Source organism: Caballeronia sp. NCF2 (genome assembly GCF_023631205.1).
Taxonomy (GTDB): Bacteria; Pseudomonadota; Gammaproteobacteria; order Burkholderiales; family Burkholderiaceae; genus Caballeronia; species Caballeronia zhejiangensis.
In genome coordinates, this window is sequence record NZ_JALQDN010000021.1 from 39,800 (window position 1) to 52,461 (window position 12,662).

A 12,662-nucleotide genomic window follows, 5' to 3' on the forward strand; every position below is an offset into this window, starting at 1 on the left:
TTCCCGGATGACCAACCTCACTCTCGCCTTCTCGACGATCTTCGTCGTCGCCCTCGTCGCGATGGTTTCGACCAAGCTGTGGCTCGCATCGCGCCAGATCCGCTACGTCGCCGCGCATCGCAACGGCGTGCCCGCGCAATTCAGCGGCACGATCCCGCTCACGGCGCATCAGCGCGCCGCGGATTACACCGTCGAGCGCACGCGCCTCACCATGATCGAAGTCGTCACGAGCGCGGTCGTGCTCGTCGCGCTGACGCTGCTCGGCGGCGTCCAGGCGCTCGATCTCGCCATTTCGGACTGGCTCGGCCGCGGCTATCTCGGACAGATCGCGCTGGTGGCGTCGGTGGTGGCGATCACGAGCGTCATCGATCTGCCGTTCGACTACATTCGCCATTTCGTGATCGAGGAAAAGTTCGGCTTCAATCGCATGTCGAAGAAGCTCTTCTTCGTCGATCTCGTCAAGGGCACGGTGCTCGCCATCGTGATCGGCGCGCCGCTCTTGCTGCTCACGCTCTGGCTCATGGATCGCGCCGGCACCTTCTGGTGGCTGTGGACGTGGATGGTCTGGGTGGCTTTCCAGCTGCTCGCGATGATCATCTATCCGACCTTCATCGCGCCGCTCTTCAACAAGTTCGAACCGCTGAAGGATGAAGCACTCGTCGCACGCATCACGAATCTGATGTCGCGCACGGGCTTCGCCGCGAAAGGCCTGTTCGTGATGGACGGCAGCCGCCGCTCGGCGCACGGCAACGCGTACTTCACCGGCTTCGGCGCGGCAAAGCGCATCGTGTTCTTCGACACGCTGCTCGCGCGGCTTTCCGGCAACGAAATCGAAGCGGTGCTCGCGCACGAACTCGGCCATTTCAAGCGCCGTCACGTTCTGAAGCTGATGGTCGTCATGTTCGGCATCAGCCTCGCGATGCTCGCGCTGCTCGGCTGGCTCATTCAGACGACGTGGTTCTACGAAGGTCTCGGCGTGCGGCCGTCGCTCGTCGGCAGCAACAACGGGCTCGCGCTCGTGCTCTTCATGCTCGTGCTGCCCGTGTTCATGTTCTTCATCACGCCGCTCGGCAGCCTGACATCGCGCAAGAACGAGTTCGAAGCCGATGCTTTCGCCGCCAGCCAGACCGATCCGAAGGATCTCGTGAACGCACTCGTGAAGCTATATGAAGACAACGCGTCGACGCTCACGCCCGATCCGATCTACACCGCGTTCTACTACTCGCATCCGCCCGCCTCGCAGCGCATCGACCGCCTGATGCAGCACGCCGCATGACGCGCGGGTTCAAGCGGTCAGGTGCGGCGGCACGGCTCGAAGGCACGGTGATCGCCGCGCACGGGCGGCACTATCTCGTCACGCCCGAAGACGGCGGCGCGATGCTCCAGTGCTTTCCGCGCGGCAAGAAAAGCGAGGTGGCCGTAGGCGATCGCGTGTTCTACGAGCAGTCGTCGGCGGATCAGGGCGTGATCGTCGAGATCGCCGAACGGCGCAATCTGCTCTATCGCTCGGATCAGTTCAAGTCGAAGCTCTTCGCGGCGAATCTCGATCAACTTCTGATCGTGCTCGCCACCGAGCCGCATTTCAGCGAAGACCTGCTCGGACGCGCGCTGATCGCGGCCGAGGCGCACGGTCTGGAATCGCTGATCGTATTGAACAAGATCGATGTCGAAAGCGCGTTGCCGCTCGCGCGCGAACGTCTCGCGCCGTATCGCGAACTCGGCTACACGGTGATCGAGCTCTCGGCGAAGATGGCGCCCGGCGACGTTCATCCGCAACTCGACGCACGCCTCAAAGACCGCTCGACGATCCTGCTCGGTCAATCCGGCATGGGCAAATCGACGCTCGTGAACCTGCTCGTCCCCGATGCCGACGCGGCCACACGCGAGATTTCGTCCGCGCTCAACAGCGGCCGTCATACGACCACATTCACGCGCCTCTACGATCTGCCAGGCGGCGGCTCGCTGATCGATTCGCCGGGCTTTCAGGAATTCGGCCTGCATCATCTGTCGGAAGGCCAGCTCGAGCGCGCCTTCGCCGATTTCCGGCCTTATCTCGGACATTGCCGCTTCTACAACTGCCATCATCTGCACGAGCCGGGATGCGCGGTGCTCGAAGCCGTCGAAGCGGGAAAGATTCGCCCCGAACGTCACGCGCTCTACGCGCAACTCGTGCACGAAGCCAGCCAGATCGTTCGATGAAGCGGCTCACGCGCGCTCCCGATCTCATCACGGCGCAGCATTGGGTGAACGTGCTGTCGGCCGCGGGCGTGCCGTGCGAGTTGCACAACCGTTATTTGAATGGCGCGATGGGGGAGATTCCGGCCGATCAGTGCGCGCCGGAAATCTGGATCGTCGACGATCGCGACGAAGCGCTGGCCTTGCGCCTTCTGGAGCGCGCGAGAAAAGGGCCGGACGCGAACGCCCGGCCCTGGAAGTGCAAGCATTGCGGCGAGTGGCTGGAGCCGCAGTTCACCGTCTGCTGGAATTGCCAGACGGCGCGCGATCCGCTCGACGATTGATTACGCCAGCCACACGGCGATCGTCAGCATCAGCAGCAGCAACATCCACAAAATGACTGCCCGCCATACGAGGCCGACAGCCGATTGCAGCGTGCGCGGCGTGCAATCGTCGCCGACGGGCAACGGACTGGCATCGCCGACGGCAAGCGCTTCGACCGAAAGCGGCTCGGCGAGCGGCCCCGCGAGACGCGCGCCCAGCGCACCGCTGCCCGCTGCCAGCAACACGCCTTCGTTTGCGTCCGGCCATTGGCGCGCGTGATTGCGCCACGCGTAAATGGCGTCCTCGAAATTGCCGACGATCGCGAAACCGAGCGACGTCAGACGCGCGGGCACCCAATCGATGATGAAGAACGCGCGTTGCGCGAACGACGAGAACTCCGCGGTGCGCTCGGGATTCGGCTTCGACCACGCGCGCGCGAGGTATTCGGCGATGCGATAGAGCACCGCGCCCGCCGGGCCGATCGGAATCAGAAACCAGAAGAACACGCCGAACACGTGCCGGTGCGATGCCACGACCGCATGAACCAGCGTATGCCGGACGATTTCGCTGACGGGCATGTCGACCGTATCGATGCCGGTCCACTCGGCCAGGACTTCCCGCGCGCGCGGAACGTCGTCGTTGTTGAGCGCGAGGTGGATATCGGTGAAATAGTGGCTGAACTGCCGGAAACCGAGCGTGAAATAGACGATCACTACGTTCCAGAAGAATGCCAGAACGAAGTTGATCCGATAGAGCACGTAATAGACGAGCCCGACGAAGAGCGTCCACGGCAGCACGACCACGAGCCACGCGACGATGCCATGCTTCTCCTTGCCGGCATCGAAACCGTGCGCGGTGGATTCCGCATGATATTGAAGCAACGCCGAAATCGGATTGTGCGGCGATAACGCGCGCATCTGCTCAATGACGAGAGCCAGCAATACGGAGAAAAAAGTCATGCGAAGCGCCGAAACGGTCGGATAGTTCGAGTTTCGCGTAACGATAGCACAGCACCCGACGCCTTTAATGCGCTAAGTATTTGCGCAACGCGCAACAAGGGCGCGGACTTTTCGCGCCGTCACGCGCGAGCCACGAGGAAGCGATAGAAATTGCGCAACATGCCAGCCGTTGCGCCCCAGATGAAATATGGAGCCTTCCCGTCGCCGGGGCTGTATGGCATGGAAAAAAAACGACGCTCGCCGCCTTCCCAGCGAAAGACCCGCACTTCATGATTCGCGGGATTCATGAGCCACGCGAGCGGCACTTCGAAGATATCGGCGACTTCGCGTGTATCGGCCTTCAATGTGAATGGCGGATTCACGAGCGCGACGACCGGCGTCACCTTGAAACCCGTGCCCGTCAGATACTCGGGCATCGCGCCGATGACCTCGCAATGCTCCGCGCCCAACCCCACCTCTTCGTAGGCTTCGCGAAGCGCGGTGGCGGCGGCATCGGCGTCTTCGGGCTCGCGTCGGCCGCCCGGAAAACTGATCTGCCCCGCGTGATCCGACAGATGATCGGCGCGCTGCGTCAGCAGCACGGTCAAGCCGCCCTCGCGCACGACGAGCGGCACCAGCACGGACGCCACGCGCGGATCGCCGCCGATCGCCTTGATGCGCTGCTCGCGCTCTTCCTGCGCCCAGTCGAGATCCATCGCGAAACGCGCGCGCAAGCCTTCAGGCGTGAGGCGCTCGGGCGGAACGGGCGGGAGTGTCTCGCCCGTCGAGAGGACGGGCATCGTTTCGGGTTCGAGGATGCGGGGAGTCGAAGTCTTTCCGGTGGACACGGGTCGAGAACGGTTCTGTGGAAGCCTCAATTTGAACACACCAAAGAAAAAAGCACCCGAGGGGTGCTTTTTTCGTACTGCGTCTGGCGAGGGACTTACTCTGCGGAAGCAGCAGACTTGTCCTTGAACACCAGCTTTTCCTTGATTCGAGCCGACTTGCCCGAACGCTCGCGCAGGTAGTAGAGCTTCGCACGGCGGACATCGCCACGACGCTTCACGACGATGCTCGCGAGCAGCGGCGAGTAGGTCTGGAACGTACGCTCGACGCCTTCGCCCGACGAGATCTTGCGGACGATGAAGTTCGAGTTCAGGCCACGGTTACGCTTCGCGATGACGACGCCTTCGTAAGCCTGAACACGCTTGCGCGTGCCTTCGACCACGTTCACGTTGACGACGACGGTATCGCCCGGCGCGAAGTCGGGGATGCTCTTCTCGCCCAGAACGCGTGCGATCTCTTCCTTCTCGAGTTGCTCAATCAGATTCATTACTGACTCCTTGTGCCATCTTGCCGGAGTTGTGTGCCTTGTATTGAGTCAGGCCCCGGTAGAGGATGGGTTTGCTTCAGGCGCCGATACCACTCGACGCCCCCATTTTCCCGCTCGTCCGCTCGAAACCTATGCGGGCTTCGACGCTTCCTTCGCGAGTTCTGCGAGCCACGCCTCATCGGCACGGCTCAACATCTTGCTGCGACGCGCCCGCTCGATCAGATCGGGCCGCTTGTTGAATGTGTTGCGCAATGCTTCGCGCCTGCGCCAGGCGTCGATTTCCTTGTGATGGCCGCCGAGCAGCACATCGGGAACGCGCACGCCGTCGTACTCTTCCGGACGCGTGTAGTGCGGGCAATCGAGCAGCACATCGACGAAACTGTCCTGCACCGCCGATTGCGCGTCGTTCAGCACACCCGGCAACTGACGCACTACGGCGTCCATCAGCGCCATGGCGGGGAGTTCTCCGCCGGACAGCACGAAGTCGCCGAGGCTCACTTCTTCGTCCACTTCACGGTCGATCAGGCGCTGATCGATCGCTTCGTAACGGCCGCACAGCAATACGAGACCGGGTTCCTGCGCGAATCGCATCACGCGATCGTGATCCAGCTTCGCACCTTGCGGCGACATCATCACGACGCGCGTCGACGTGATGCCCTGCTCGCGCTGCGCAGCCTTCGCCGCGTGGATCGCGTCTTCCAGCGGGCGCGCCAGCATGACCATGCCGGGGCCGCCGCCGTAAGGGCGATCGTCGACGGTGCGGTAGTTGTCCGTGGTGAAATCGCGCGGATTCCACGTGCGCAGACCGAACCGCTCCTGCTTCACCGCCCGGCTGGTGATGCCCCAGTCGGTCAGCGCGCGAAACATTTCGGGAAAGAGCGTCACGACATCGAACTGCATCGCTCTCTCCGTAACGTGCCGATGTTCAATAATCGGCGTCCCAGTCGACGACGATACGCTTCGCCGCCCGGTCCACCGTCTTCACATATACGCCGACGAACGGAATGAGCCGCTCGCCGGTGACGGGCGCGCCGTCCTTGTTCGTATTCGGATATTCGATCCGCAGAATGGAATGCGCGCCGTTGTCGATCAGATCGGCGACGCGACCAAGCGCAACGCCAGCTTCATTTTCGACATCGAGGCCGATCAGATCGACCCAGTAGAATTCGTCGTCGCTGTCGAGCTTCGGGAAATCGCCACGCGCGATATTCACCGTATGGCCCTTCAGCGCGAGCGCCGCATCGCGGTCATCGCAGCCGGCCAGACGCGCGACGATGGTATCGGCGTGCACTTTCGACTGCAGGCAGCGCGCGGACTTGCGATCGCGGCCTTTGACGAGCCACCAGCGTTTGGCGCTCAGCAGCGCGTCGCCGCCCTGCTTGCCGTTCGCGTGCGGAACGATCTTGACCCAACCCTTCAGACCGTACGCATCGGCGATAAAACCGACTTCGACGGCGTCTTCGGGCAAAGCCTCGACCCGCTCGATTGCGGCTTCCGGCTGAATGCTGCCTTTATCGCTGCCTTTGTTGCTACCCGAAACGTCGCCCGCCACGCGGCGCGCGCCCGGCTTGCGGACGAACGCGCCAAACGTGGCGGAACTTTCATCTTGCCCCGGCTTCGTTCGGCCGATGTTTTCCGATGCGCGGCCGGATTCAGAATCGCGCGCGGACATCGGCGAACCTTTGGGCAGGTTTCGAGCGTTTACTACAGCGTCGGCTCAGCGAACTCAAGCAGCCGGCTGGGCTTGCTGAGCTTGCTTGACGAGACGCTCGACGGTCGGCGACAGTTGCGCGCCAACGCCTTGCCAGTACGTCAGGCGATCTTGCGCGATGCGCAGCGATTCGCCCTTGGTCGCGACCGGGTTGTAGAAACCCACGCGCTCGATGAAGCGGCCGTCACGGCGGCTACGCGAGTCGGTTGCGACGATGTTGTAGAACGGGCGCTTCTTCGAGCCGCCACGAGCCAAGCGGATGATGACCATGCTGAAATCCTTGAAAACCGGGGTTCGGAACAACGAGAACAGGCGATTATAGCCGGATTCCGACGCCCTAACAAACACTTAACGCATTTTTTGCATGTGACGGCAAGTTCGACAAGAATTCGGCGCGTTGCCGGATACCGGAAATCACGCCGATGCGGCAACGTGCCATGGGCGGCGTGCTCGGCGGTAGGCGTAAAATGTCAGACCGGCGTCCGCCTCAATCCACCACCGCTTTCGCTGATGACTTCCTCGTCCGTCGCCACGCAATCCGGCTCCAAGCCGGCCGGCAAGCAGGTTCCGCCATACTTCCGCTCGAAAACGCTGACCGCCGCGCTGGCGTTCCTGTTCGGCTATATCGGACTGCATCGCTTCTATCTCTATGGAATGCGCGACAAGTACGGCTGGGCGCATATCGTCGGTATCGTCATGGGTGCGTTCGGCTATCTGCTGCTCGCCGAAACGGAGCGCACGTCGATTCTCGGCTGGGCGCTGGCGTTTCCCGGGTCAATCTCGCTGCTTGCGGCTTTCCTCTCCGCGCTCGTCTACGGCCTGCGCCCGGACGCCAAGTGGGACGCGCAGTTCAACGCGCACACGGGACGCGAAAGCCGCTCCGGTTGGACCGTGATCTTCGTCGTGATCTTTTCGCTGCTGATCGGCGCATTTCTGCTGATGACCGGTCTCGCGCTCACGTTCCAGACTTATTTCGAAGGCCAGGTCGAAGCCGCGAAGACTTTGTCGCAATAGAACGTCAGAACAAATCGAGCTGCGGGCTCGCCGGCGGCGGCGGCCGTTTCGCCGGTCGCTGAAACTCGGACATATCGAGAATCCCGCGCTGTCTTGCATTAAGCCCAAGACGTTTCGTCGCCTTCTGAAAGCGCTGTTTCAGCATGTCGGCCCAAAGGCCCTCGCCTTTCATGCGCTTCGAGAAATCCGAGTCGTAATCCTTGCCGCCGCGCATGTCGCGCACGCGGCTCATCACGCGATCCGCGCGGTCGGGAAAATGCGCGGCGAGCCAATCCTTGAAGAGCGGCGCGACTTCCCATGGCAGACGCAGCACGATATAGCTCGCGGTCGTCGCGCCCGCCTCTGCGCACGCTTCCAGCACACGCTCCAGGTCCGGCTCCGTCACGAACGGAATGACCGGCGCGATGCTCACGCCCACTGGAATGCCCGCCTCCGCGAGCGTGCGAATCGTGCGCAGACGCCGCGAAGGTGTGGCCGCGCGCGGTTCGAGCGTGCGCGCGATATCGGCATCGAGCGTGGTGACTGTGATCGCCGCCATCATCTGGCCGCGTTCGGCCATCGGCGCGAGTAGGTCTATGTCGCGCTCGATCAGCGAGCTCTTCGTGATCGCCGCGAACGGATGGCCGCAGTCGTGCAGCATCTGAATGACGCGCCGCGTGAGTCGCAGATCCCGTTCGACCGGCTGATACGCGTCGGTGTTGACGCCGAGCGCGATCGGCTCGGGCTCGTAGTTCGGCTTCGCCAGTTCGCGTTCGAGCAATTCGGGCGCATTGATCTTCGCGTAAATGCGGCTTTCGAAATCGAGGCCGGGCGACAGTCCGAGATAGCTGTGCGTCGGACGAGCGAAACAGTAGATGCAGCCGTGTTCGCATCCGCGATAGGGATTGAGCGATACCGAGAACGGAATATCCGGCGAACTGTTGCGCGTGAGGATGGTTTTGGCGCGCTCTTCGAACACCTGCGTGCGCAGCGGCGGTGCGCTCTCGTCCTCGGCATCCGCGGCGTGCAGCCAGCCGTCGTCGACGCGCTCGCGCTCGTCCTTCTCGTAGCGGCCCTGGATGTTCGTGACCGCGCCGCGCCCCTTCAACGGAGCGGGCGGCGCGACGGGATATTCACGATCCGGCGATGACATTTGCGACAAAATCCAACGATTGATACTGTACAAATATACAGTATCGACGTTTCGTCGCAAGCGAAAAATCACGTCTCGACGAGAATCTTCAGCGTCTCCTTGATCTCCTCCATCACCACATAGCTCTTCGACTGAACCGCGCCCGGCAGTTGCAACAGGATGTCGCCGAGCAGCTTGCGATAGTCCGCCATTTCGCCGATCCGCGCCTTGATCAGATAGTCGAAATCGCCCGACACGAGATGACACTCGAGCACTTCGGGAATCTTCTGCACTTCGCGCCGGAACTGCTCGAACATGTTGCCGCTTTTGTGATCCAGCGTGATCTCGACGAACACGAGCAGCGCCGCGCCGAGTTCAGTCGGATTCACGCGCGCGTAATAGCCGACGATGACGCCGTCGCGCTCCATGCGTTTCACGCGCTCGATACACGGCGTCACGGACAATCCGACGCGTTCCGCCAGATCCTTCATCGCGATGCGGCCGTCCTCCTGAAGGATGTTCAAGATCTTGTGATCGAGCTTGTCGAGCGTACGGACCGGATTTCGCTGCGTTCGCATTTCTTTTTCCTGAAAATCGACCAAATACAATAACTAAAACTGCTTTGATCTCAATACTATAGGCGATAACACTAGACGGACAGGGTGTCGCAGGTTTGGCCGGCTGTCCAGCGAAATCGAATTGGAGATCACATGCGAATCGTTATTCTCGGAAGCGGCGTCGTCGGCGTGACGAGCGCGTATTACCTTGCTCGCGCCGGCCACGAAGTCACGGTCATCGATCGCGAAGCCGGCCCCGCGCTCGAAACGAGTTTCGCGAACGCCGGACAGATCTCTCCCGGTTATGCATCGCCGTGGGCCGCGCCGGGCGTGCCGCTGAAGGCCGTGAAGTGGATGTTCGAAAAGCACGCGCCGCTCGCGATCCGCCTCGACGGCACGATGAATCAGTTGCAATGGATGTGGCAAATGCTGCGTAACTGCACGCAAGATCGCTACACGGTGAACAAGGGCCGCATGGTCCGCCTCGCCGAATACAGCCGCGACTGCCTGCAGGCGCTGCGCGCGGACACGGGCATTTCCTATGAAGGCCGCACGGGGGGCACGCTGCAACTGTTCCGTACGCAGCAGCAATTCGATGGCGCGGGCAAGGACATCGCCGTGCTGAAAGACGCGAACGTGCCGTTCGAGCTGCTCACCGCCGACGAACTCAAGAAGGCCGAACCCGCGCTCGCCGCCGTGTCGCAGAAGCTGACGGGCGGTCTGCGTCTGCCGAACGATGAAACCGGCGACTGCCAGATGTTCACCACGCGGCTCGCCGCAATGGCCGAAGCGCTCGGCGTCAAGTTCCGCTACAACACGTCGATCGACGCGCTCGCCGTCGCGAATGGCCGCATCGCCGGCGTGCAGTGCGGCAAGGAACTGGTGACGGCGGATTCGTACGTCGTCGCGCTCGGCTCGTATTCGCCGAAACTGCTCGGCGATCTCGTCAAGATTCCGGTCTATCCGCTGAAGGGCTATTCGATTACCGCGCCGATCGTCGATGCGAACCGCGCGCCTGTGTCGACCGTGCTCGACGAAACGTACAAGATCGCGATCACGCGTTTCGACGACCGCATCCGCGTGGGCGGCATGGCGGAAATTGTCGGATACGACAAGAAGCTGAAAGCGGCGCGTCGCGAAACGCTCGAAATGTGCGTGAACGACCTCTTCCCGGGCGGCGGCGACACCGCGAACGCCACGTTCTGGACCGGCCTGCGCCCGATGACGCCTGACGGCACGCCGATCGTCGGCCGCACGCCGGTGCCGAACCTGTTCCTGAACACGGGCCACGGCACGCTCGGCTGGACGATGTCATGCGGCTCCGGCCAATTGCTCGCCGATCTCATGTCCGGCAAGCAGCCCGCGATCCGCGCGGACGACCTTTCGGTGCATCGCTATTTCGGCGACGTCGGCGTGAAGACGCGTCCGGGATACGCGAACGCGTAATTCGCGTTGTCGCATCAAAGCAAAGCAAAGGCGCCTTCGATGAAGGCGCTTTGTCGTTTCTAGAACTGATCTTCGCTGAGTGCGAGCACGCCTTCCCCGCCGTTCGCGCTGACGATGGACGCCTCGATCCCAGGAGCCAGCGACAGAATGTGCTCCGCGAAAAACTCGGCTGTCGCGATCTTCGCGGAATGAAAGCGCTCGTCTTCCGCGCGTTTCGCCTGCGAGACGAGCATCGCGCGCGCCATCTGCCATCCGGACAACACGATGCCCGCAAGCCGCAGATACGGCACGCTGCCCGCGAACACCGCGTTCGGATCGCTCTTGAACTTCGCGACGATGAACTCGATCGCGCGCGCCAGCGACAGACTTCCCGCGCTCAAATGTCGATGCATCGACTTGAACGGCTTGCCATCCACTTCGGCGAGCGCGGCGATCGTCTGATCGATCTGCGCGAGCAGCGCTTGCGCCGCACGGCCACCATCGCGCACGGTCTTGCGGCCGACGAGGTCGTTCGCCTGAATCGCCGTCGTGCCTTCGTAGATCGGCAGAATGCGCGCGTCGCGATAATGCTGCGCCGCGCCCGTCTCCTCGATGTAGCCCATGCCGCCATGCACCTGCACGCCGATACTCGCGACATCGACCGACATTTCCGTGGAAAAGCCCTTCACGATCGGCACGAGATATTCGTAGATCGCCTGATGATTCTTCCTCGCGTCGTCGTCCGGATGGCCGTGCGCGAGATCGCTGTGCGACGCTGCGACGTAGGCGAGCGCGCGGGCGCCTTCGGTGTAGGCGCGCATCGTCGAGAGCATGCGGCGCACGTCGGGGTGATGGATGATCGTCACCGGCTCCTTCGCGCTGCCATCGACGGGACGGCTCTGCACGCGCTCCTTCGCGTACGCGACCGCCTGTTGATACGCGCGCTCGGCGATCGCGACACCCTGCATGCCGACCGCAAAACGCGCCGCGTTCATCATGATGAACATGTATTCGAGGCCGCGATTCGCCTCGCCGATCAGATACCCGGTCGCCCCGCCGTGATCGCCGTATTGCAGCACGGCCGTCGGGCTCGCCTTGATGCCGAGCTTGTGCTCGATCGACACGCAATGCACGTCGTTGCGCTCGCCGAGCGAGCCGTCGTCATTGACGAGGAACTTCGGCACGAGAAAGAGCGAGATGCCTTTCACGCCCTCGGGCGCATCGGGCGTGCGCGCGAGCACGAGATGGACGATGTTCTTTGCCATGTCGTGTTCGCCGTACGTGATGAAGATTTTCGTGCCGAAGACCTTGTACGTGCCATCGCCCTGCGGCTCGGCCCGCGTGCGCACGAGCGCGAGATCGGAACCCGCCTGCGGCTCGGTGAGGTTCATCGTGCCGGTCCATTCGCCGCTAATGAACTGCGGCAGATAGCGCGCCTTCTGCTCGTCGCTGCCGGCGGTGAGGAGCGCCTCGATTGCGCCGTCGGTGAGCAGCGGGCACAGCGCGAAAGAGAGATTCGCCGAGTTGAGCGCTTCGATGCACGGCGTCGCGATGAGCTTCGGCAAGCCCTGTCCGCCGAAGTCCGCCGGATGCACGACGCCTTGCCAGCCGCCTTCCGCGAACTGGCGGAACGCGTTCTTGAAGCCGGGCGTCGTCGTGACTTCGCCGTTCGCCCAGGCGCTTGGATTGCGATCGCCTTCGACGTTCAGCGGCGCGATTACTTCGCTGCAAAAGCGCGCGGCTTCTTCGACGACGGCCTGCGCCGTATCGAAGCCCGCGTCTTCGTGACCGGGCAGCGCGGCGATGCGGTCGATATCCGCCAGCTCCTTCACTACGAACAACATGTCCTTGACGGGTGCGCGATAGCTCATCGTCCTGTCTCCTCCTGTTTCAATTTTCGGGTACAAAAAAAGGGCGCAACGTTCGTCGCGCCCTTTCTTATTTTTGTGGTGAGTGTTCGACTCACATGGCGCGGTTAGCCGAGCTCTTTCACCAGTTCCGGCACGACCGAGAACAGATCGCCGACGAGACCGTAATCGGCGACACTGAAGATCGGCGCTTCGGGGTCTTTGTT

Annotated in this window: 14 protein-coding genes and 1 pseudogene; 5 read left to right on the forward strand and 10 right to left on the reverse strand. The window is 62.5% G+C overall.

Going from position 1 to position 12,662, the window contains the following annotated elements:
• The first annotated feature begins 7 nt into the window (after positions 1 to 7).
• Genes NCS02_RS10390 through NCS02_RS10400 form a run of 3 tightly spaced genes read left to right on the forward strand, consistent with a single transcriptional unit; the run spans position 8 to position 2,519 of the window.
• The gene (locus NCS02_RS10390; RefSeq protein ID WP_008342330.1) at positions 8 to 1,276 is read left to right on the forward strand and encodes a M48 family metallopeptidase; all 1,269 of its coding nucleotides are present in this window, start codon (positions 8 to 10) and stop codon (positions 1,274 to 1,276) included.
• Positions 1,273 to 2,199 (forward strand): ribosome small subunit-dependent GTPase A, encoded by a 927-nt coding sequence (gene rsgA, locus NCS02_RS10395; RefSeq protein ID WP_250434988.1) that lies wholly within the window; start codon positions 1,273 to 1,275, stop codon positions 2,197 to 2,199. Before NCS02_RS10390 ends, rsgA begins: the two co-directional genes overlap by 4 nt.
• Positions 2,196 to 2,519: a putative signal transducing protein gene (locus NCS02_RS10400; RefSeq protein WP_034472677.1), complete on the forward strand. Its 324-nt coding sequence runs from the start codon at positions 2,196 to 2,198 to the stop codon at positions 2,517 to 2,519. The genes rsgA and NCS02_RS10400 overlap by 4 nt, the downstream gene beginning before the upstream one ends.
• Here the strand turns inward: NCS02_RS10400 and NCS02_RS10405 are convergent, their stop codons facing one another.
• From NCS02_RS10405 to rpsP, 6 genes are all read right to left on the reverse strand, one after another.
• Positions 2,520 to 3,458 carry a CobD/CbiB family protein gene (locus NCS02_RS10405; RefSeq protein WP_008342334.1) on the reverse strand — a complete coding sequence of 313 codons (939 nt, stop codon included), beginning with the start codon at positions 3,456 to 3,458 and terminating at the stop codon, positions 2,520 to 2,522.
• 119 nt (positions 3,459 to 3,577) lie between these two features.
• Complete coding sequence (locus tag NCS02_RS10410; protein ID WP_250523061.1) at positions 3,578 to 4,237, reverse strand: CoA pyrophosphatase; 660 nt, start codon at positions 4,235 to 4,237, stop codon at positions 3,578 to 3,580.
• 143 nt (positions 4,238 to 4,380) lie between these two features.
• Complete coding sequence (gene rplS / locus NCS02_RS10415; RefSeq protein WP_008342338.1) at positions 4,381 to 4,770, reverse strand: 50S ribosomal protein L19; 390 nt, start codon at positions 4,768 to 4,770, stop codon at positions 4,381 to 4,383.
• Between the two features lie 129 nt (positions 4,771 to 4,899).
• Positions 4,900 to 5,670 (reverse strand): tRNA (guanosine(37)-N1)-methyltransferase TrmD, encoded by a 771-nt coding sequence (trmD, locus tag NCS02_RS10420; protein WP_008342340.1) that lies wholly within the window; start codon positions 5,668 to 5,670, stop codon positions 4,900 to 4,902.
• A gap of 25 nt (positions 5,671 to 5,695) precedes the next feature.
• Positions 5,696 to 6,442, reverse strand: coding sequence for a ribosome maturation factor RimM (rimM, locus tag NCS02_RS10425; RefSeq protein WP_250523062.1), 747 nt, complete (start codon positions 6,440 to 6,442; stop codon positions 5,696 to 5,698).
• A gap of 54 nt (positions 6,443 to 6,496) precedes the next feature.
• Positions 6,497 to 6,751 (reverse strand): 30S ribosomal protein S16, encoded by a 255-nt coding sequence (rpsP, locus tag NCS02_RS10430; protein WP_008342343.1) that lies wholly within the window; start codon positions 6,749 to 6,751, stop codon positions 6,497 to 6,499.
• 240 nt (positions 6,752 to 6,991) lie between these two features.
• On the opposite strand from rpsP, the gene NCS02_RS10435 reads away from it, so the two are divergent.
• On the forward strand, positions 6,992 to 7,495 hold the full coding sequence (locus NCS02_RS10435) for a TM2 domain-containing protein (protein WP_034472686.1): 504 nt from the start codon (positions 6,992 to 6,994) through the stop codon (positions 7,493 to 7,495).
• A 4-nt stretch (positions 7,496 to 7,499) separates the two neighbouring features.
• Here NCS02_RS10435 and NCS02_RS10440 read toward each other — a convergent pair whose 3' ends face one another.
• Together NCS02_RS10440 and NCS02_RS10445 are read right to left on the reverse strand one after the other, a co-directional pair.
• A complete protein-coding gene (locus NCS02_RS10440) occupies positions 7,500 to 8,627 on the reverse strand; it encodes a PA0069 family radical SAM protein (RefSeq protein ID WP_250523063.1) in 1,128 nt (375 codons plus the stop codon).
• 68 nt (positions 8,628 to 8,695) lie between these two features.
• Complete coding sequence (locus NCS02_RS10445; protein WP_008342349.1) at positions 8,696 to 9,184, reverse strand: Lrp/AsnC ligand binding domain-containing protein; 489 nt, start codon at positions 9,182 to 9,184, stop codon at positions 8,696 to 8,698.
• A 132-nt stretch (positions 9,185 to 9,316) separates the two neighbouring features.
• On the opposite strand from NCS02_RS10445, the gene NCS02_RS10450 reads away from it, so the two are divergent.
• Positions 9,317 to 10,609, forward strand: a complete 1,293-nt coding sequence (locus NCS02_RS10450; protein ID WP_250502318.1) for a D-amino acid dehydrogenase — start codon at positions 9,317 to 9,319, stop codon at positions 10,607 to 10,609.
• Between the two features lie 59 nt (positions 10,610 to 10,668).
• Here the strand turns inward: NCS02_RS10450 and NCS02_RS10455 are convergent, their stop codons facing one another.
• Both NCS02_RS10455 and NCS02_RS10460 read right to left on the reverse strand, forming a co-directional pair.
• Complete coding sequence (locus NCS02_RS10455; RefSeq protein ID WP_250523064.1) at positions 10,669 to 12,459, reverse strand: acyl-CoA dehydrogenase; 1,791 nt, start codon at positions 12,457 to 12,459, stop codon at positions 10,669 to 10,671.
• Positions 12,460 to 12,563: 104 nt separating this feature from the next.
• Positions 12,564 to 12,662, reverse strand: a pseudogene (locus NCS02_RS10460) (electron transfer flavoprotein subunit alpha/FixB family protein); the annotation flags it as partial.

Bases quoted from the DNA above. Each gene is read 5' to 3' on its own strand.
- NCS02_RS10435 (WP_034472686.1), top strand. From the start codon at position 6,992: ATGACTTCCTCGTCCGTCGCCACGCAATCCGGCTCCAAGCCGGCCGGC.
- NCS02_RS10455 (WP_250523064.1), bottom strand. From the start codon at position 12,459: ATGAGCTATCGCGCACCCGTCAAGGACATGTTGTTCGTAGTGAAGGAG.
- NCS02_RS10410 (WP_250523061.1), bottom strand. From the start codon at position 4,237: ATGCCCGTCCTCTCGACGGGCGAGACACTCCCGCCCGTTCCGCCCGAG.
- rimM (WP_250523062.1), bottom strand. From the start codon at position 6,442: ATGTCCGCGCGCGATTCTGAATCCGGCCGCGCATCGGAAAACATCGGC.
- NCS02_RS10445 (WP_008342349.1), bottom strand. From the start codon at position 9,184: ATGCGAACGCAGCGAAATCCGGTCCGTACGCTCGACAAGCTCGATCAC.
- NCS02_RS10405 (WP_008342334.1), bottom strand. From the start codon at position 3,458: ATGACTTTTTTCTCCGTATTGCTGGCTCTCGTCATTGAGCAGATGCGC.
- NCS02_RS10390 (WP_008342330.1), top strand. From the start codon at position 8: ATGACCAACCTCACTCTCGCCTTCTCGACGATCTTCGTCGTCGCCCTC.
- trmD (WP_008342340.1), bottom strand. From the start codon at position 5,670: ATGCAGTTCGATGTCGTGACGCTCTTTCCCGAAATGTTTCGCGCGCTG.
- NCS02_RS10440 (WP_250523063.1), bottom strand. From the start codon at position 8,627: ATGTCATCGCCGGATCGTGAATATCCCGTCGCGCCGCCCGCTCCGTTG.
- rpsP (WP_008342343.1), bottom strand. From the start codon at position 6,751: ATGGTCATCATCCGCTTGGCTCGTGGCGGCTCGAAGAAGCGCCCGTTC.
- NCS02_RS10450 (WP_250502318.1), top strand. From the start codon at position 9,317: ATGCGAATCGTTATTCTCGGAAGCGGCGTCGTCGGCGTGACGAGCGCG.
- rplS (WP_008342338.1), bottom strand. From the start codon at position 4,770: ATGAATCTGATTGAGCAACTCGAGAAGGAAGAGATCGCACGCGTTCTG.
- rsgA (WP_250434988.1), top strand. From the start codon at position 1,273: ATGACGCGCGGGTTCAAGCGGTCAGGTGCGGCGGCACGGCTCGAAGGC.
- NCS02_RS10400 (WP_034472677.1), top strand. From the start codon at position 2,196: ATGAAGCGGCTCACGCGCGCTCCCGATCTCATCACGGCGCAGCATTGG.